The organism is Vreelandella sp. F11 (assembly GCF_042466685.1).
Lineage (GTDB): Bacteria > Pseudomonadota > Gammaproteobacteria > Pseudomonadales > Halomonadaceae > Vreelandella.
In genome coordinates, this window is sequence record NZ_CP170448.1 from 264,093 (window position 1) to 281,169 (window position 17,077).

At 56.6% G+C, this 17,077-nt stretch carries 14 protein-coding genes; 12 read left to right on the forward strand and 2 right to left on the reverse strand.

Annotation, left to right across the window (positions count from 1 at the left end):
- Window positions 1–74 precede the first annotated feature (74 nt).
- Window positions 75–1,400 (reverse strand): sn-glycerol-3-phosphate ABC transporter substrate-binding protein UgpB, encoded by a 1,326-nt coding sequence (gene ugpB / locus ACFIOZ_RS01300; RefSeq protein ID WP_386081705.1) that lies wholly within the window; start codon window positions 1,398–1,400, stop codon window positions 75–77.
- 232 nt (window positions 1,401–1,632) lie between these two features.
- On the opposite strand from ugpB, the gene argE reads away from it, so the two are divergent.
- A complete protein-coding gene (argE, locus tag ACFIOZ_RS01305) occupies window positions 1,633–2,796 on the forward strand; it encodes an acetylornithine deacetylase (RefSeq protein ID WP_386081707.1) in 1,164 nt (387 codons plus the stop codon).
- An 88-nt stretch (window positions 2,797–2,884) separates the two neighbouring features.
- Here argE and ACFIOZ_RS01310 read toward each other — a convergent pair whose 3' ends face one another.
- Window positions 2,885–3,196 (reverse strand): hypothetical protein, encoded by a 312-nt coding sequence (locus ACFIOZ_RS01310; RefSeq protein WP_144813993.1) that lies wholly within the window; start codon window positions 3,194–3,196, stop codon window positions 2,885–2,887.
- Between the two features lie 185 nt (window positions 3,197–3,381).
- Between ACFIOZ_RS01310 and ACFIOZ_RS01315 the strand changes: the two genes are divergently transcribed.
- The 11 genes from ACFIOZ_RS01315 (at window position 3,382) to ACFIOZ_RS01365 (ending at window position 16,945) form a co-directional block, all read left to right on the forward strand.
- A complete protein-coding gene (locus ACFIOZ_RS01315) occupies window positions 3,382–3,855 on the forward strand; it encodes a YchJ family protein (RefSeq protein WP_386081709.1) in 474 nt (157 codons plus the stop codon).
- On the forward strand, window positions 3,848–4,147 hold the full coding sequence (locus ACFIOZ_RS01320) for a GIY-YIG nuclease family protein (RefSeq protein ID WP_386081711.1): 300 nt from the start codon (window positions 3,848–3,850) through the stop codon (window positions 4,145–4,147). The genes ACFIOZ_RS01315 and ACFIOZ_RS01320 overlap by 8 nt, the downstream gene beginning before the upstream one ends.
- A gap of 9 nt (window positions 4,148–4,156) precedes the next feature.
- Window positions 4,157–5,185, forward strand: coding sequence for a histone deacetylase family protein (locus ACFIOZ_RS01325; protein ID WP_386081712.1), 1,029 nt, complete (start codon window positions 4,157–4,159; stop codon window positions 5,183–5,185).
- Between the two features lie 84 nt (window positions 5,186–5,269).
- The gene (locus tag ACFIOZ_RS01330; protein WP_386081714.1) at window positions 5,270–5,605 is read left to right on the forward strand and encodes a hypothetical protein; all 336 of its coding nucleotides are present in this window, start codon (window positions 5,270–5,272) and stop codon (window positions 5,603–5,605) included.
- Window positions 5,606–5,836: 231 nt separating this feature from the next.
- Window positions 5,837–7,693 (forward strand): dipeptide ABC transporter ATP-binding protein, encoded by a 1,857-nt coding sequence (locus ACFIOZ_RS01335; RefSeq protein WP_386081717.1) that lies wholly within the window; start codon window positions 5,837–5,839, stop codon window positions 7,691–7,693.
- Between the two features lie 50 nt (window positions 7,694–7,743).
- Complete coding sequence (locus ACFIOZ_RS01340) at window positions 7,744–9,273, forward strand: ABC transporter substrate-binding protein (RefSeq protein ID WP_386081718.1); 1,530 nt, start codon at window positions 7,744–7,746, stop codon at window positions 9,271–9,273.
- A 93-nt stretch (window positions 9,274–9,366) separates the two neighbouring features.
- On the forward strand, window positions 9,367–10,290 hold the full coding sequence (locus tag ACFIOZ_RS01345) for an ABC transporter permease (RefSeq protein WP_386081720.1): 924 nt from the start codon (window positions 9,367–9,369) through the stop codon (window positions 10,288–10,290).
- A 2-nt stretch (window positions 10,291–10,292) separates the two neighbouring features.
- Window positions 10,293–11,147, forward strand: coding sequence for an ABC transporter permease (locus ACFIOZ_RS01350; protein ID WP_386081722.1), 855 nt, complete (start codon window positions 10,293–10,295; stop codon window positions 11,145–11,147).
- Window positions 11,144–12,919, forward strand: coding sequence for a peptidase M14 (locus tag ACFIOZ_RS01355; RefSeq protein ID WP_386081724.1), 1,776 nt, complete (start codon window positions 11,144–11,146; stop codon window positions 12,917–12,919). Before ACFIOZ_RS01350 ends, ACFIOZ_RS01355 begins: the two co-directional genes overlap by 4 nt.
- Window positions 12,920–12,971: 52 nt before the next feature.
- Window positions 12,972–14,663 carry a VRR-NUC domain-containing protein gene (locus tag ACFIOZ_RS01360; RefSeq protein WP_386081725.1) on the forward strand — a complete coding sequence of 564 codons (1,692 nt, stop codon included), beginning with the start codon at window positions 12,972–12,974 and terminating at the stop codon, window positions 14,661–14,663.
- A complete protein-coding gene (locus ACFIOZ_RS01365; RefSeq protein ID WP_386081727.1) occupies window positions 14,660–16,945 on the forward strand; it encodes an ATP-dependent DNA helicase in 2,286 nt (761 codons plus the stop codon). Before ACFIOZ_RS01360 ends, ACFIOZ_RS01365 begins: the two co-directional genes overlap by 4 nt.
- Window positions 16,946–17,077 lie beyond the last annotated feature (132 nt).

Here is a 17,077-nt window from a genome sequence, read left to right on the forward strand (position 1 = left end):
ACAGTATTAATAAATAGGCATTAAAACGAAATCGCCGCCTACCCAATAGGGTAAGCGGCGAAGTAAGCGCTTATTTACTGGTTGGCAGCTTCAAAGTCACGGAGCAGATCATTGCCGCGTTTCACTGCGTCGTCAGCCGCTTCCTGGCCCGATTTGCCACCGGTCATTACGGCTTCCATCTCTTCGGAGATGATGTCGCGAATCTGCACGAAGTTACCAAAGCGTAAGCCCTTGGAGTTCTCGGTCGGCTCGTTGAGGGTCATCTGCTTCAGCGAAATATCCGCACCGGGATTCTCATCGTAGTAGCCCTGCTCTTTGCTCAGATCCCAAGCGGCCTGAGTGATGGGCAGGTAGCCGGTTTGCTGATGCCACTGCGCCTGTACTTCGGGTTGGGAGAGGTACTCGAAGAAGGCTGCAACGGCTTCGTACTCTTCGTCGCTATGGCCCTGGAGTGCCCACAGGGTGGCGCCACCGATAATTGAGTTTTGCGGTGCGCCGTCTACATCGGCGTAGTAGGGCTGCATGCCAAAGCCGACTTCAAATTCTGAATTGGCGGCGACATCCGCACGTGAAGCAGAAGAGCCGAAGAAAATCGCGCAGTCCTGGGAGTAGAACAGCGGCTCTGAGTCGGGGCCAGAACCGGGGCCGCCCCATTTAAACACACCCTCTTCCTGCCAGTCGTGGAGGTTGTCCCAGTGGCGAGCGACCAGCTCATTGTTGAAGGTAAGCTCGGTTTCCATACCGCCAAAACCGTTTTCCAGCGTACCTAGCGGCACGTTATGCCAAGCGGAGAAGTTTTCCAGCATGACCCAGCTCGGCCAGGAGGTGGTAAAGCCACAGCTGGCCGCACCAGCGTCGACGATCTGACGTGAAAAGTCGGCCACTTCTTCCCAGGTTTGCGGCGCTTGATCAGGATCCAGGCCCGCTTCCTCAAACATGTCGCGGTTGTAGTACATGATGGGCGTAGAGGAGTTGAACGGGAACGACAGCATGTTGCCGTTGGTGTCGGTGTAGTAACCCACCACGGCGGGCAGGAAGGCATCGTTATCGAAAGCGCGGCCGTGCTCTTCCATCAGCTCGTACACTGGGTAGATGGCGCCTTTGGCGTTCATCATGGTGCCGGTGCCGACTTCAAACACCTGCAGAATATGCGGCTGCTCATTGGCGCGGAAGGCGGCGATCGCGCCCGTCATCGTTTCGCTATAGGTGCCGCGATAGCTGGGGGTAACGTGGTAGTCGTCCTGAGACTCGTTAAAGTCCTGGGTCATCTCTTCGAGAATTTCGCCCAGTTGGCCGCCCATGGCGTGCCACCAGTTAATCTCTGTTGCCGCCTGAGCAGACAGGCTGAGGCTGGCCGTCGCCACCCCTACGGCAAGCGCGTGCAGTGTGAAACGAGACATACAGAAGCTCCTTATGGGCCTGAACTTATTCAGGCGTGCAATGCGTTTATTGAGTTTTTGGATGCACTGAACAGTAAGAAGTGTAGATGACGTTTTGGTGAATGCACGATGAACCTGCCGTGACAGTCAACATTACGCTGCCTGTAGACCTGCTGAGTAGGAAAAGGAGTGAGGGCGGTGATAGGGTGATATAAGCTAGGTTGAAATAAAGAGTCCAACTAACGAGAACAGCATGACTGACGTGACCACGTTGCTGACGAAACTGGTGTCCTTCGATACCACTTCCAGTGAATCCAATTTGGCGCTGATTGAGTATGTGGAGGGCTATTTGGCCAAATACGGCGTCAGCGCCGAGCGGGTGATGAGCCCCTGCGGTACCAAAGCCAACCTGATCGCAAGAATTGGCCCAGAGGCGCCGGGTGGGGTAATGCTTTCCGGGCATACCGATGTGGTGCCGGTGGCGGGGCAGCCCTGGTCGAGTGATCCGTTCACCCTGCGTGATGGCGATGACGGTCGCTTATACGGTCGCGGCACCTGCGATATGAAAGGCTTTATCGCCTGCGTGCTGGCTATGGTGCCCGAGTGGGTTGAGGCGCCTCTGCAACAGCCTATTTATCTCGGCTTCTCTTACGATGAAGAGATTGGCTGCGTGGGGGCGCCGAGCCTGATCAAGCGCTTCTACGAGCACTACTCCACGACGGCTCACGTTATTGTCGGCGAGCCCACCAGCATGCAGCCGGTAGTGGCGCAGAAAGGCGCAACCAATTTACGCACCACGGTGATTGGCCGGGAAGCCCACAGCAGTCAGGTCTACCAGGGTACCTCGGCGATTCATGTGGCCGCTCGGCTGGTGACTTTTATTGAGGACACCATGGCTGCGTTGGTGGAAGAGGGGCGTGTCGATGAGGCGTTTAATGTGCCTCATACCAGCCTACACGTTGGCAAAATAAAAGGCGGTACGGCGATCAATATTATGGCGAGAGAGTGCCAGTTCGAATGGGAGATCCGCCATCTGCCGACCGATACTTTTGATGAGATTTACGCGCGCTTTGAGGCCTGTTGTGCCCAGCTAAGCGCTGAGCTGCAGGCCAAAGGTAAGCACGTTGAAATCATTACCGAGCCCCTTAACGTTACCGTGCCGGGGCTAGCAGATCGCGATAATGATCGGGTGTTGCGTCTGGCCAAAGACCATTTGCCAGCAGGGTGCTGCGACCACGCGGTGGCCTATGCAACCGAGGCCGGGCAGTTCCAGGGGCAGGGCCTGCAAACCATTATTCTTGGCCCCGGCAGTATTGCCCAGGCACACCAACCCGATGAGTATATTGATATTGAGCAGCTTGAAGAGTGCGAGGACTTTCTAATTAAGATGGGTAGGGCGCTGGAACAGCCCGCCTAGCACTCGTGATCGCAAGAAAAATCCCACCCTTTAAAAGGAGTGGGATTTTTTTATACCGTGCCCATGCATATCAATTCATGCATATCAATTAATGCTGAGGATGTTGTTCAAACAGCTCAGCTTTGGCATGGCGCATCACATCTTCGCACGCCTGCTGTTGGGCTAACTGCGTTAGCAGGCGTTGAGTCACTTCGAAGCCCTTGCCTAAGCAAGTATCGACTTCCTGTTGGCTAACCGCTGGCGTCACTCGGTAATCGATTTTAACCGTGCGCCCACCACCTTCCAGCCGATCCGCAACTCCCCTGAGTCGCCACGCGATTCTCTCTTTCCAAGTTGCTGATTCTTCCGCGCCTTCGTTTACGCTAAACGTGCACTGCCATTCCGGTTTAAAGACCTTCATAGGAGAACCTCCAAAAATTTTGGAAAGAATGATCAATCGTGATTCGTACCCCATCGTCTGAATGTATTGCCCTACCACTATATACCTAACACCGCACAAATATCGAAACAATAGTCATACACGCCGGGGGACGCGCATAGGACGTATCGGTTAGGCTATAAAAGATGTGACTAACGAGCTTGTTTATGACCCCTAAGACTGACCTAAGTTGCCCCTGTGGTAGCCATTTAACGCTTGAACAATGCTGTGGCCGCTATCATCAAGGCGAACTTGCGCCTACCCCTGAAGCCTTGATGCGCTCTCGCTATGTGGCTTTTGTGTTAGGGCGCAGCGACTATCTGTTGGCGACATGGCACCCCTCTACCCGACCTGCAGAGCTTGCGCCTGATCCTGACGCTGAGTGGAAGTCGCTATCTATCGTCTCCGCAGAACCGCCGCTCGATACTATCGGTTACGTGCATTTTCGTGCCTTTTTTTATGAAAGGGGGCGAGTGCAAAAAGGGTGGCATGTATTAGAAGAGGCCTCCCATTTCGTTAAAGAGCAGCAACGCTGGTGGTATATAGACGGAACACCCTCGCTTACACGCTTAAAACCACGCCGCAACGACCCGTGCTTATGTGGTAGCGGGCGCAAATTAAAGGTATGTTGCGGTGAGTAGTGGCATCGTTCAGCCTCAGGAAGCCGAACCGCAATGGTATCTCTATTTGCTGGAGTGTCAGCGCGGCACCTATACGGGCATTACCAATAATCTGGCAAAGCGCTATCAAGCGCACTGCACCGGCAAAGGGGCGCGCTATACCCGTGCAAATCCACCTGTTGCGCTGCTGGGTGCTGAACCGTTTAATGACCGCGCGGCCGCAAGCCGAGCTGAATATCAGTTAAAGCAACAAACGCCAAGTCAAAAGCGCCGCTGGGCCAAGCAGTGGCCTGTTCAGTTAGATGCCGATTAAGGAGCCCACATGCTGACGTTTTACTCAGAGAATAGCCGTTTGCGCCAAGCGCGCACGGAGTTGCATGACGGCGCATTGGTAACCCCGTTTGAGTGTCCTGAACGGCTGGATCTAGTGCTTAAGCATCTTCGCCAGTCTGGGCTTGGCGATATACGTACCCCTAGCGCTTATGGGTTAGACCCGGTGCTGGCGGTGCATGACAAAGAGTACGTGACGTTTTTAGCCAACTGCTGGAAAGAGTGGGGCGCCGCCGGGCATAAAGGTGAGGCTATTCCCAATATTTGGCCAGCGCGAAGCATGCGTGGTGACCGCATTCCCCGCTCTATCAGCGGCCAGCTAGGTTACTACGCCTTGGCGGCGGAAACCTCGATCTCAGAGGGCACCTTTGAAGCCGCCATGGCGAGTAAAGATGTGGCGTTAGGCGCGGTAGAGCATACCCTGCAAACCGGTGAACCCAGTTTTGGGCTGTGTCGGCCGCCGGGCCACCACGCGGCCTATGATCAGTTTGGCGGGTACTGCTTCTTCAATAATGCCGCCATTGCCGCGCAGAGAGCGTTGGATGCAGGCAAACGCCGGGTCGCCATTCTTGATGTCGATTTCCACCACGGCAATGGCACTCAGCAAATCTTCTATCAGCGTGACGATGTGCTGTTTATCTCGCTGCATGGCGACCCTGAAGTCACCTTTCCCTACTATTTGGGCTACGCTGATGAAAACGGCGAGGGAAAAGGCGAGGGCTTTAACGTCAACTACCCATTGCCCCCGGGAACCAGTGTGGCTACTTGGATGGCCACACTTGAACAAGCCTTGGCGCAAATTAAAACCGCGGAGTGTGAGTGTCTCATCGTATCGCTCGGGGTCGATATCTTTGAGGGTGACCCGATAAGTGCCTTCACTTTTACCAGCGCAGATTTCACCGTGTTAGGTCAACGCCTGGCCCAGGCAGGCCTGCCCTGCGTATTTCTGATGGAAGGGGGCTATGCGGTAGACGCAATCGGTGTCAATGTAGTCAACGTGTTACAAGGTTTTGAACAGTAGGCATTAAAGGACACAGGTTAACCGTGACAGCGGCCCCTAAATCGGGCAGGCTAATGCCCTTTCAACGGGGCAGGGAGCTCAAGCGTGGCAGTGTATGGTGGAATTCAGGCACATGAACTGGAGCGTTGGCTTAATGCGTTAACCAACGCCGCCTATGATAGACGCTGCCCGCTGGTAAAAGTGCACGGTGGCAATGCCCGTGCGCGTACTGCCCGGCAGAACTTATTACTCCTCGCCCACGACTATCGCAGCGGTCAGCTCACCCGCGAAGAGTGCGCTTCAGACCTCGGTCACTGGTGCCAATCCTACCTTTCTGAAGCAGAGTGGTACGTGCTGGTTGGCACCCGCCAAGCCCCTTCCCATCCGCAAAGCGAAGAGGAGCGAAGCCTTGCCGTGCTTAAGCAGCATCGGGTGGGGTGAGGCCGCCAATTAACCTACATGTGACCAAAAGCTCCTGCGACGGGGCTTTTTTTTGTGCGCGATAAGTACGTTTTTTTGCCGTTAGCCGTTTTTTTAATGGCAGCAGCATCAGTGGGTGCCTAACAGGGATGTGTTGACAAAAGCTTAGCAAGATGAGTAATTTGAAACGATATGTCTACTCGACTAACGTTTTATAAACACGCTATATAAGGGCAGGGGGCAATACATCTTGTGACCACTACTCCAGCGCTATCGGTTCGCTCCTTGGGCGTGAATTTTGGCTCCAATCAGGTTGTTAAGAATCTGAGTTTTGATGTTTATTCCGGTAAAACGACGGCAATCGTTGGCGAATCTGGCTCGGGTAAATCGGTAACTTCACTGGCTATTATGCGCTTGGTGGAGTACATGAACGCTGAGATTACCAGTGGCACCATCACTTTCCACAGTGAGTCCAAGGGCTCGCCACCACAAGATCTTACCCAGCTTTCGGATAAGGCGATGCGTAAGATACGTGGCAAAGAGATTGCCATGATTTTCCAGGAGCCAATGACGTCGCTGAATCCGGTTTACACCATTGGCGATCAGATTACCGAAGTGCTGGTATTGCATGAAAAGCTTTCGAAAGAGTCTGCCCGTGCGGAAGCAGTAAAACTGTTGAAGCTGGTGCGGCTGGCCGATGCCGAAGCGCTATTAAAACGCTACCCTCACCAGCTATCCGGCGGCATGCGTCAACGAGTGATGATAGCCATGGCGCTGGCCTGTCGGCCTAAAGTGTTGGTAGCGGATGAGCCCACCACCGCACTGGACGTCACTATTCAAGCGCAGATTCTTACCATTATGCGCGACTTGCAGCAGGAGCTAGGCATGGCCGTTATCTTCATCACCCACGATATGGGGGTGGTGGCGGAGATGGCCGATCAGGTAGTGGTCATGCGTCATGGCGAGAAGGTCGAGGAAGGCTCTGTGGAGGAGATTTTCGCCCGCCCCCAGCACCCCTATACCCAAGCACTGTTAGCAGCGGTGCCTAAACTTGGCAGCATGCAGGGCGAAGCCCTCCCACGCATGGATCCATTAGTGGTGCTGGAGGGGAACGTTGCGCGCACCCTGGGTGAAAGTCGTCAGCAGGATACCGCGAGAACCGATGCAGCCCCTGTGGTAGAGATAGAAAACTTAGTCACTCGTTTTGATATTCGTAAAGGCTTCTTTGGTGGGATTAGCCATCGCGTCCATGCGGTCGAAAATGTCAGCTTTGCTATTTTTCCGGGGGAGACGTTAGCACTGGTAGGGGAGTCGGGTTCCGGCAAGTCGACCATTGGGCGCACCATTCAACAGTTGCAGGAAAGCACCAGTGGCACGATACGCTTTGGTGGCAAGGCCGTGGCCGATATGTCCCGGGCAGAAAAAATGCGCCTGCGCCAAGAAGTGCAGTACATTTTTCAAGACCCGTTTGCCTCCTTGGATCCCCGCAAAACCGTAGGCTTTTCGATAGCCGAGCCCATCCGTACGCACGGTTTATTGCACGGTACTAAAGCGATTCGCCAGCGGGTAGACCAGTTACTGGAACGCGTTGGTTTGAGTGCTGACCAAGCCGAGCGCTATCCCCATGAGTTTTCCGGTGGACAGCGCCAACGAATCTGTATCGCCCGCGCCTTGGCCTCCAAGCCTAAGTTGATCATTGCTGATGAGGCGCTATCCGCCCTCGATGTTTCTATTCAGGCGCAGATCATTCATCTGCTCATGGAGTTGCAGCAAGACGAAGGCTTAGCCTATCTGTTCATTAGCCACGATATGGCGGTGGTGGAAAAAATGAGTCACCGCGTGGCGGTACTGCACCTTGGCCAAGTCGTTGAGCTAGGCGAGCGTCGGGCGGTGTTTGATTCGCCTCAGCACTCCTACACCCGCAAGCTCTTAAGCGCTGTGCCAGTGGCCGACCCGGCTCAGCGGCGGGAGCGGGTGTTGCTGCAGGGCGATATTCTTAGTCCCATCCGTAAAGTCGGTGATGAGCCAGAACATTGGCCATTAGTGCAGGTGGCTACCGGCCATTTCGTTGCCCAGGAAGTAGGCCGCGCCGAGCGTTTGGCGTCATAGTAAGTTTCCTGATGGTACAAAAGCTGTGAGACAACAACAGGAGTAATTCCATGAAGAAAAATAAACGCGTTCTCAATGGCGCCATCGCCGGTATGGCACTGAGCGTTGCCTTCTCTGCCTCTGCACAGGCTGGCTCATTAACGATTGCTTCGCCGCAAGATCCCGGTAGTTGGGATCCCATTGATACTTTTTTGGTCAACTGGGCATCGGTCGCCACCAATATTTTCGATGGTTTGACCTATCGAGGCCCTGATTTAGAGCTGGTGCCCGGCCTTGCCACCGAATGGGAAGAGCTGGATGACGGTACCCGTATCCGTTTCACTCTGCGTGAAGGCGTCACCTTCCATAACGGCGAGCCCTTCAATGCGGAAGCGGTAAAGTTCACTTTTGACCGTCTGCTGGGTGATGAAGGCGCCCAAGGCCCCCAGCGCTCCAATTATACGGCGATTGAAAGCGTGGAAGTGATCGATGACTATACGGTCGATTTTCACCTCAGTGAACCCGACCCGGTATTGCTTACCAAGCTGGCGGGCTACGGCGCCATGATTGTGCCACCGGAGTATCTAGCTGAGCATGGCGATGACCACTTCAATAATCATCCGGTAGGCACTGGGCCCTTCAAGGTGGTGGAGTATAATCCTCGTGAGGACGTGCAGTTAGAGGCCTTTGCTGATCACTGGGGCGGCGCGCCGAAACTTGACGAGGTGACCTACCGCTTTATCTCTGAACCTTCCACTGCCGTGGCTGAGCTGCAGGCTGGGCGAGTCGATATTGTTATTCCGCCGACGATTCCGATTGGCATGATCGACACGATCAATAACCACGATGGGGCCAGCATCGTCAGCGTGGCTTCGCCAACGGTGGAAGCGATTCGTTTCAACACTCAATCAGGTATTACTGCCGACGAACGCGTGCGCAAAGCCATGATCATGGCGGTGGATCGCCAGGCGATTATCGACGCCATCCTGGCGGGTGAGGGGGAAATGATCGCCAGCTTCCAGGGCGCTCAGTCCTTCGGTAACGACCCTGATATGGAGCCCCTGCCGTACGATCCGCAGCAGGCTCGCCAACTGCTGGATGAAGCGGGTGTTGAGCAAGGCGCAACGGTGCAGATAGATGTGCGCGGTAACGACGCCACCTTTGGTGAAGTTGCCCAGGTAGTGGCGTCTTACCTACAAGGGGTGGGCATTACCGCCTCTATTCAGCCTTATGAAACCAATGTGCTGCTTAACGACATTATTCCGGCAGGCCGTACTGGGGAGATGTTCCAGCAGAAATGGGGCGGCTGGACGTTCGATTTCGACAATACCGCCTACCTGATGTACCACACTGGCGAACGCTGGAATCCTTATGACAGCGACGCTGAGTTAGATGAAATGCTTGAAGCCCAGCGCAGTATTACCGATCAGGATGAGCGTGAGGAACTGCTCCAGGCTATTGCGCGCTACACCCAGGAGCGGGCCTTGGAAATGCCGCTCTATAGTATCAATGCCCTTTACGGTGTCAGTGACCGGGTGGAGAATTTTGAACCTGCTCCGGATAACCGTATGCGTTTGACCGACGTGGACGTTGCTGACTAAACGTAGCGTCATCCGGCCGCTTGAAAGGCGGTCGGTTCTTCATACTGACACTTTACAAAAGCTTCATGTAAGCGTTACGGGCTTGGGGACATAGTGGCAAAATTTCTTCTCTATCGAATACTGCAGGCCATCTTTGTGGTGATCGCCGTGACGCTGATCGTCTCTTTTGCGATCAGGTTAACCGGTGACCCGGCGGTTATGCTGGCGCAAGGGGCGGGGAGTATTACCGAGGCGGATCTGGAAAGGATTCGTGAAGCCCTCGGCTTGAACCAATCCTTCCTGGCTCAATACGTCGGCTTCCTGCAAGGTCTAGTAGTGGGTGATTTTGGTCGTAGTTTTATGGGTGGTACACCCGTCAGCGATCTAATTGGTCGGGCCTTACCCGCCACTTTGGCGCTAGCTTTTGCTTCGCTGCTTGTCTCTATCGTGGTTTCGATACCGCTGGGTATCAAGGCAGCAGTATCGCGGGGGAGGTGGCCCGACCAGATGATCAGAATTTTTTCCCTGATCGGGCTCTCTTTTCCTAACTTCTGGCTGGCCATCATGCTGGTGCTGCTGCTCTCTATCACGTTTAATCTGCTGCCGCCCAGTGGCATGGAGGGCTTCTCCAGCTTCATTATGCCCGCCGCAACGATGGGGATCATTCTAACCGCCACTAACGTGCGCCTAGTGCGAACCACTATGTTGGACACCCTGCGCTCTCAGTACATCATGGTGGCCCGGGCAAAAGGCCTTTCCAACACGGTCGTACTCTACAAACATGCGCTGCGTAACTGCTCCATTCCGCTGATCACCTATTTTGGTTTGCAGTTTGGTGGATTGCTGGGCGGTATCGTGGTTGTCGAGCGCGTCTTTAACTGGCCGGGATTAGGCACCTTGGCTTTCGAAGCCGTGTCGGCCCGGGACTACCCTGTCTTACAAGGCGTTATTACCGTGCTCTCGTTAATGATCATCTCCATCAACCTTCTCGTTGATATCGCCTATGGCCTGGTCGACCCCAGGGTGCGCAAGGAATAACCATGACGGCAGCTATCAAAAGCGACAAATTGAAACGCTTTAAAAACCTTGAATTTATCCTTGGCGTGCTGCTTGTGGGCGGTATCGGTTTAGCGGTGATCTTCTCCGGCTGGCTGTTTCCCGGGGGAGGTTCAGAGCTGAACTTGGCCTACCGCTTAACGCCGCCGCTGCTAGAGCCCAGCTTTCCGCTAGGCACTGATCCGTTAGGCAGAGATGTACTAGCGAGGGTGATTATTGGCGGTGAAATCTCGTTAAAAGTCGGCGTCTACTCAGCCCTCGGTGCGGTGGTGATCGGCATCATTATGGGCTTGGTATCCGGTTACTACGGTGGGTTTCTGGATATGATCGTGATGCGCTTTGCCGACGTGCAACTGGCGCTGCCCTTTATCCTGCTGGCGATTACCTTTATCGCCGTGATTGGTGGCGGGTTAACCAATATGATTATTCTGCTGATTATCTCCCAGTGGGTGCAGTACGCGCGCTTGGTGCGCGGCTCGGTGCTATCGCTGCGCGACCGCGAATTTATTCTGGCGGCCAAAGCGATTGGGGTGAAGGATATCCGTATTCTGTTCCAGCATCTGTTGCCGAATCTGATTGGCCCCGTCATCGTGCTGATGACCCTCAATGTGGCCAATAATATTCTGCTGGAGAGCAGCCTGACCTTTTTAGGCTTAGGCGTGGATCCGGTGATTCCCAGCTGGGGCGGCATGCTGGCTGAAGGGCGCACCTACCTGCAAACGGCGTGGTGGGTTAGCGTGTTCCCTGGCTTGGCTATTCTGTTAACCGTGCTGGGGCTGAACCTGCTGGGTGACTGGCTCCGGGATGCCCTGGATCCCACAGGACGTACTTCCTTATGACCAACGATCCCCGTATCGAGATCTTGTTAGAGCGCTTTTTCCCACGCACCACGCGATCTTTGCTTGATGAGTACGCCACACCTGCCTATCACGGTTATCAGTTGGAGGCGTGGGTCTTCGACGATGAAAGCGAACGCCAAGCCACAGAGACGGCCTTCAAGGCCGCGGGTATCAGTGCGCGCCTGCGCAGTGCCTATAAGCCCCTGGTGCACTTCTTTTTAGAGGAGTTCTCGTGGGCGGCGCTGCAGTCGTTGGTCATTGAGTATCCGGTGTTAGCACATGCGCCGCGCCGCTTTCTGCTGGAAGCCTACCCGCTTGCGGGGCTGCTTCCGCAAGGTGTAGCGCTACGCTGGGAGGAAGTTAATGTCACGCCCTCCACTGACCCTACGCCTCTCTATTATCGCGTCCGTGTGGAGCGTAGCACTGGGGAGCTGGAAACGTATTGGGTTGAAGCACCTAACCGTCAACATTTAGATCATGTAGACGAAGCACAGTGCTCGCCCTGTGGCTGGCTGCGGCTTACCTCTCCCAATGGCGAGGTGAGCGAGTCGATTGTTGAGACGGATTTTGAGGCGCTGTTTCAAGCGGCAATGGAGACGTTATCCTCAACCCAGTGGCAGGCAGCATCTCCCTACTTCGAAGAGCTCAACTTTACGGTGCAGTTGCCCTGTAGCGACCGCCGCCTAGTGCTGGGCGATGAGCATATTAGCCTTGCCGAGGCGCTTCATGAAGAACTCTATTTTTCTAGTCTGGAGTATTTCCAGCGGAGAGCAGGGTTGGCGCTGGGGGATCGATCCATTCAGCCGGGGCAGATTGTGCCGGAAGTCTTCTCTCACGGTGAGCAAGCCTATTTGAAGGTTAGCCTACGGCCTTTGGATGCTTCTCAACTGCCGCGTGCAGAGGTGGAGCTGGAGAGCGCTGGGCAGGCTATCGGTGTTGAGCAAATAGAGGCGTTATTGGCAGAGATGGGGGGGCAGTCGTTAGGCGCCAAGACACGCACGGGGAGAGCGGTAGAGGCGCGTTATATCGTCGGTGGTGACCGCGCCGTGATGATCAGTGCGGGTCAGCATGCCAACGAGACCTCCGGCGTGGTGGGGGCGTTGCGTGCCGCTGCGAAGCTTAGCGGTAAGCCAGAGGCCCACTTCGTTATCTCGCCCTTGGAAAACCCTGATGGCTACGCGTTGCAAGGTCGGCTCATCGCCACTCAGCCGCGGCATATGCACCACGCAGCGCGCTACACCGCCTTTGGGAATGACCTACAGAGCCAGCCGCTTGGGCAGCCATTTGAACATGCTATTCGTGAACAGGCATTCGCTCTCAGTAGTGCCGGACTGCATGTCAATCTGCACAGCTACCCGGCCCATGAATGGACACGGCCGTTAAACGGTTACGTGCCCCGTGGTTTTGAGATGTGGACGATTCCCAAGGGCTTCTTTCTGATCTTGCGCCACCAACCAGGCTATGGCACAGCGGCTGAGCAGTTGGTGGAAGCCGTTACCGAGGAGCTTGCGCAAGTGCCTGGACTGGTCGAGTTTAATGACGCGCAAATTGCACTGTTTGAAATTCATGCGGGGACGTTAACTTTCCCGATATTGAATGGCTTCCCCTATCTTATCTCGGAAGACGCCGATCAATTAACGCCACTGATGCTAATTACCGAATACCCTGATGAAACCCTAACCGGCAAACCTTATGTACAAGCTCATACCGCGCAAATGGCAACGGTGGTGGCGGCCTACAACGCCTTTCAAACGCTCTCACTGAATCGCTAATCTCCATGACGGCGTGAATGTCACAATGGCGTCGCGCTGTTACAATGGATAAATGAACAGTGCTTTCGCAACGCCTACCGCCTCCCTCGACGACCCCTTCTACTACCTGACGAACTTCCGCTTCGTTTTGGTCTGGGTGGGGGAGCGCCACGCTGATCTGCTCGCAGCAGACGAACTCGCTTTTGTTGAACAGTTTGAAAGCTTACCGCAGTCCTCCCAAGCACTGCTGGTGCGCATGGTGATGCGCAAAGGTGAACTGTTTCGGCTCAGCAAGCTCAGTTATGCCGAGGTCGGTGACAGTGCCGCTGCGATGGCGCCCTTGATCGCGCTAGGTTGGGTCGATAGCGACCCGGCGCTTAGCGTCGATGAACTGTTTAACCAGCTACGCCTGGCCGAACTGCGCCAAGCGTTGGCGGCGGATATACGCGCCGCCGGGCTGAGCGCCTCTAGCGCCAAAACCGCGCTCTACGACACCCTGGCAGGCCGACTGACACAAACCGTACCGCTGCAGACATGGTGGCCCAACGCGCCTGACCGTGTGGTGCGCCTCACCGTCATGGAGACCTGTGACCGGCTGCGGTTGATGTTCTTTGGCAACCTGCGCCAGGACTGGGCGGAGTTCGTTCTAACCGAGCTTGGTATGCAGCGTTTTGAGGTGGTGCCTTTCACGCCGCACTCCCGTGCTTTCCAGTCGCGCCAGGAGGTCGATACCTATTTAGCACTCCACCGCCTGCGCCAACGCCTTGATGCAGGGGAGCTGCCCGCCGACCTGTACCTTGAATTGCCGCCAGCGTCGGACAACCGCTGGCTGGCCACGCGGCGCGCTCGGTTACTGCTGCAACTGGGTCGCGAGGCGGAGCGCAGTGGTGACTCGGCGCTTGCGCTGACACTCTATGGCGATGCAGAGAGTAGCGAAGCGCGCATTCGACAGCTACGTGTGTTGGAGCGAGTGGGCGAACATCAAGCGGCTTTTGAGCTGGCGACCCAGGCGCTGAATAGCAGCCCTAACGAGACCGAACATCAAGCTCTGGCACGGCTGCTGCCCCGTTTGCAGCGGCGGCTTAAAATGCCTGTTGTACCGAGTGAGCCAGAGCCTGCCCATGAGCGTTGGGAGCTTACATTGCCAGGGCCGCAAAGCGTGGAGCGCGCTGTAGTTCAATCACTTAGCGAGCCCCAGGCACCGGTCTGCTATGTGGAAAACAGCCTGCTGACCGGACTGTTTGGACTGCTCTGCTGGTCGGCTATTTTCGCCCCGCTGCCAGGTGCCTTCTTTCACCCTTTTCACAACGGCCCGGCGGACTTGTATCGCGACGATTTCGTGGCGCGGCGGCGTCATGCCTTTGATGCTTGTCTGGGGTGCTTGGAAGACGGCAGCTACCGGGAGGTTATTCGGGCGACCTGGCGGGAGAAACAGGGGCTGGCCTCCCCCTTTGTGCACTGGCCAATTGTCGATGAGCCGCTGGTTGAGCTGGCGCTCAAGTGTATCCCCGCTGAGCATTTAAGGGCCTGTTTCGAACGCTTGCTGGGTGACTTGAAAGCCAACCGGGCAGGGCTGCCGGATTTGATTCAGTTTATGCCCGACGCACCCGCGGGTGAGCCGCGCTACCGGATGATCGAAGTCAAAGGCCCCGGCGACCGGCTGCAGGATAACCAGCGCCGCTGGCTCGCGTTCTTTCATCGTCATGAGATGCCCGTCGCGGTGTGTTACGTGCGCTGGGCAGATAGCGCCGAGCCGACGTCATGAGCGCGACCTATCGCGTCGCCGTGCGTGCGCTGTGCGAATTCACCGCCCGTGAAGGTGATCTTGATCACCGCTTTACCCCAGCCCCCAGTGCTCAGGAAGGTATACAAGGACATACGCTGGTGGCTAGCCGACGCGGGGCAGACTATATCGCCGAACTGCCCCTGTCGGGCATCTTTGAGGGGCTGACGGTGACGGGGCGTGCCGATGGCTTTGACCCAACGGCCAACCGCTTGGAAGAAGTCAAAACCCACCGCGGCAGCCTTGAGCGCATGGCCGATAACCAGCGCGCTCTGCACTGGGCGCAGGTAAAAGTCTACGGCGCGCTACTCTGCAAAGAGCGCGGCCTGGGGCACATCACCTTAACGCTGGTGTACCTAGAGATCGCCAGCGGCAAGGAGACCCTGCTCAGCCAGGAAGCCAGCGCCGAGGAACTGGAGGTTTTTTTTGCCGACCAGTGCCAGCGCTTTCTCGCCTGGGCGGAGCAGGAGGCCGGGCATCGCCTGCACCGCGACAGCGCCCTACACTCTCTGCGTTTTCCCCACACTGCGTTTCGCAGCGGTCAGCGCGAACTTGCCGAAGACGTTTATAAAGCCACCAGCACAGGACGCTGCCTGCTCGCTCAGGCGCCCACCGGGATTGGCAAAACGCTGGGTACGCTGTTTCCCATGCTCTCGGCCATGCCGCGGCAACGGCTTGATCGGATCGCTTTTCTGACCATGAAAACCCCCGGTCGCCGGTTGGCGCTGGATGCCCTGGCGACGTTGCGTACCCGTCATGACGATGAGGAGGCGTTGCCGCTTCGCGTGTTGGAACTGGTAGCGCGGGAGAAGGCCTGCGAATACCCTGATCGCGCCTGTCATGGCGAGTCCTGCCCGTTAGCGGCGGGCTTCTACGACCGCCTGCCTGCCGCCCGCCAAGCCGCGGTGGCGCAGCAGTGGCTGGATCGCGACGCGCTGCGCGACGTGGCGCTGGCTCATGACGTGTGCCCGTATTACCTGGGCCAGGAGCTGGCGCGCTGGGCGGATGTGATCGTTGGCGACGTTAACCACTGGTTCGATAGTCATGCGCTGCTGCACAGCTTGGCCCAGGCGAATGACTGGCGAACGGGCGTGCTGGTCGACGAAGCACATAACCTGGTGGAGCGCGCCCGGGGTATGTACAGCGCCGAACTCGACCAGCAGCGCTTGAGCCGACTGCGGCGTGTTGCCCCTAAAGCGCTCTCCCGGCCACTGGGGCGCTTGGCCCGCCAGTGGCAGGCGGTGTTCAAAGACGCTGGCGTGGAAGACGTCGGCGAACCGGGTAAACCCGTCTATCGGCTGCTGACGACGCTACCCGATAAGCTGGTAGCTGCCGCTCAGCAAGTGGGCGCTGCGATTACTGACCATCTGGGTGAGCACCCCGAGGATGCGACGCTTGAGCTCCAGGAGCTGCTGTTCGAGTCGCTGGCGTTCTGCCGCTTAGCGGAGCGCTTTGGGGATCACTCGCTATGTGACCTTACCCGCCATGGCCGTGGGCGGGCGCTGCTGGGGCTTCGCAATCTGATACCCGGTGATTTCCTGGCCCCGCGGTTTAACACTGCCCACTCAGTGGTGCTGTTTTCTGCCACGCTCTCACCCGCTCACTACTATCGAGACCTGCTGGGGTTGCCGGGTAATACGGTGTGGCAGGAAGTAGCGTCGCCCTTTGCTGCGCACCAGCTTGAAGTGCGCGTACGCAGCGATATTTCGACGCGCTTTCGTGATCGGGAGGCGTCCGTTGAGCCGATGGTGGCGACCATGGCGCAGCAGTATCAGCGCAAGCCCGGCCACTATTTAGCTTTCTTCAGTAGCTTTGCCTATTTAGAGGCGGTGCTGGCGAAGTTTCGCGAGGCGCATTCTGAGATAGCCGTTTTCAGCCAGACCCGCGGAATGCCGGAAGCCCAGCGCGAGGCATTTTTGGCGCGCTTTACGCCCGGTGGAAAAGGCATCGGCTTTGCGGTGTTGGGCGGCGCCTTTGCCGAAGGGATCGACCTGCCCGGCGACCGGCTAATCGGCGCCTTTGTCGCCACCCTGGGCCTGCCACCGTTCAATGACTTCAACGAAGCGCTCAAGGCGCGGCTCTCCGCGCGGTTCGGTCAGGGTGACGACTACACCTACCGCATTCCCGGCATGATTAAAGTAGTCCAAGCCGCCGGCCGGGTGATTCGCAGTCCAGACGATGAAGGCGTTGTGGTATTAATGGATGATCGTTTTGCCCAGACCAGCGTGCGTGCGCTACTGCCACGCTGGTGGTCGCCGGGCTGAGCATGCTAAACGGGGCAGGTGTTTTTCGTTCCGGCGGCTATGCTTAAGGGACGATGCTAAACGACCATCAGGCCACGGAAGCGGCCACGGTAGCCAGTCAGGCTGGGCACCGTTCAACACAAGGGAGTGTTA

Bases quoted from the DNA above. Each gene is read 5' to 3' on its own strand.
- ugpB (WP_386081705.1), bottom strand. From the start codon at position 1,400: ATGTCTCGTTTCACACTGCACGCGCTTGCCGTAGGGGTGGCGACGGCC.
- ACFIOZ_RS01355 (WP_386081724.1), top strand. From the start codon at position 11,144: ATGACCAACGATCCCCGTATCGAGATCTTGTTAGAGCGCTTTTTCCCA.
- argE (WP_386081707.1), top strand. From the start codon at position 1,633: ATGACTGACGTGACCACGTTGCTGACGAAACTGGTGTCCTTCGATACC.
- ACFIOZ_RS01310 (WP_144813993.1), bottom strand. From the start codon at position 3,196: ATGAAGGTCTTTAAACCGGAATGGCAGTGCACGTTTAGCGTAAACGAA.
- ACFIOZ_RS01360 (WP_386081725.1), top strand. From the start codon at position 12,972: ATGAACAGTGCTTTCGCAACGCCTACCGCCTCCCTCGACGACCCCTTC.
- ACFIOZ_RS01340 (WP_386081718.1), top strand. From the start codon at position 7,744: ATGAAGAAAAATAAACGCGTTCTCAATGGCGCCATCGCCGGTATGGCA.
- ACFIOZ_RS01350 (WP_386081722.1), top strand. From the start codon at position 10,293: ATGACGGCAGCTATCAAAAGCGACAAATTGAAACGCTTTAAAAACCTT.
- ACFIOZ_RS01315 (WP_386081709.1), top strand. From the start codon at position 3,382: ATGACCCCTAAGACTGACCTAAGTTGCCCCTGTGGTAGCCATTTAACG.
- ACFIOZ_RS01365 (WP_386081727.1), top strand. From the start codon at position 14,660: ATGAGCGCGACCTATCGCGTCGCCGTGCGTGCGCTGTGCGAATTCACC.
- ACFIOZ_RS01325 (WP_386081712.1), top strand. From the start codon at position 4,157: ATGCTGACGTTTTACTCAGAGAATAGCCGTTTGCGCCAAGCGCGCACG.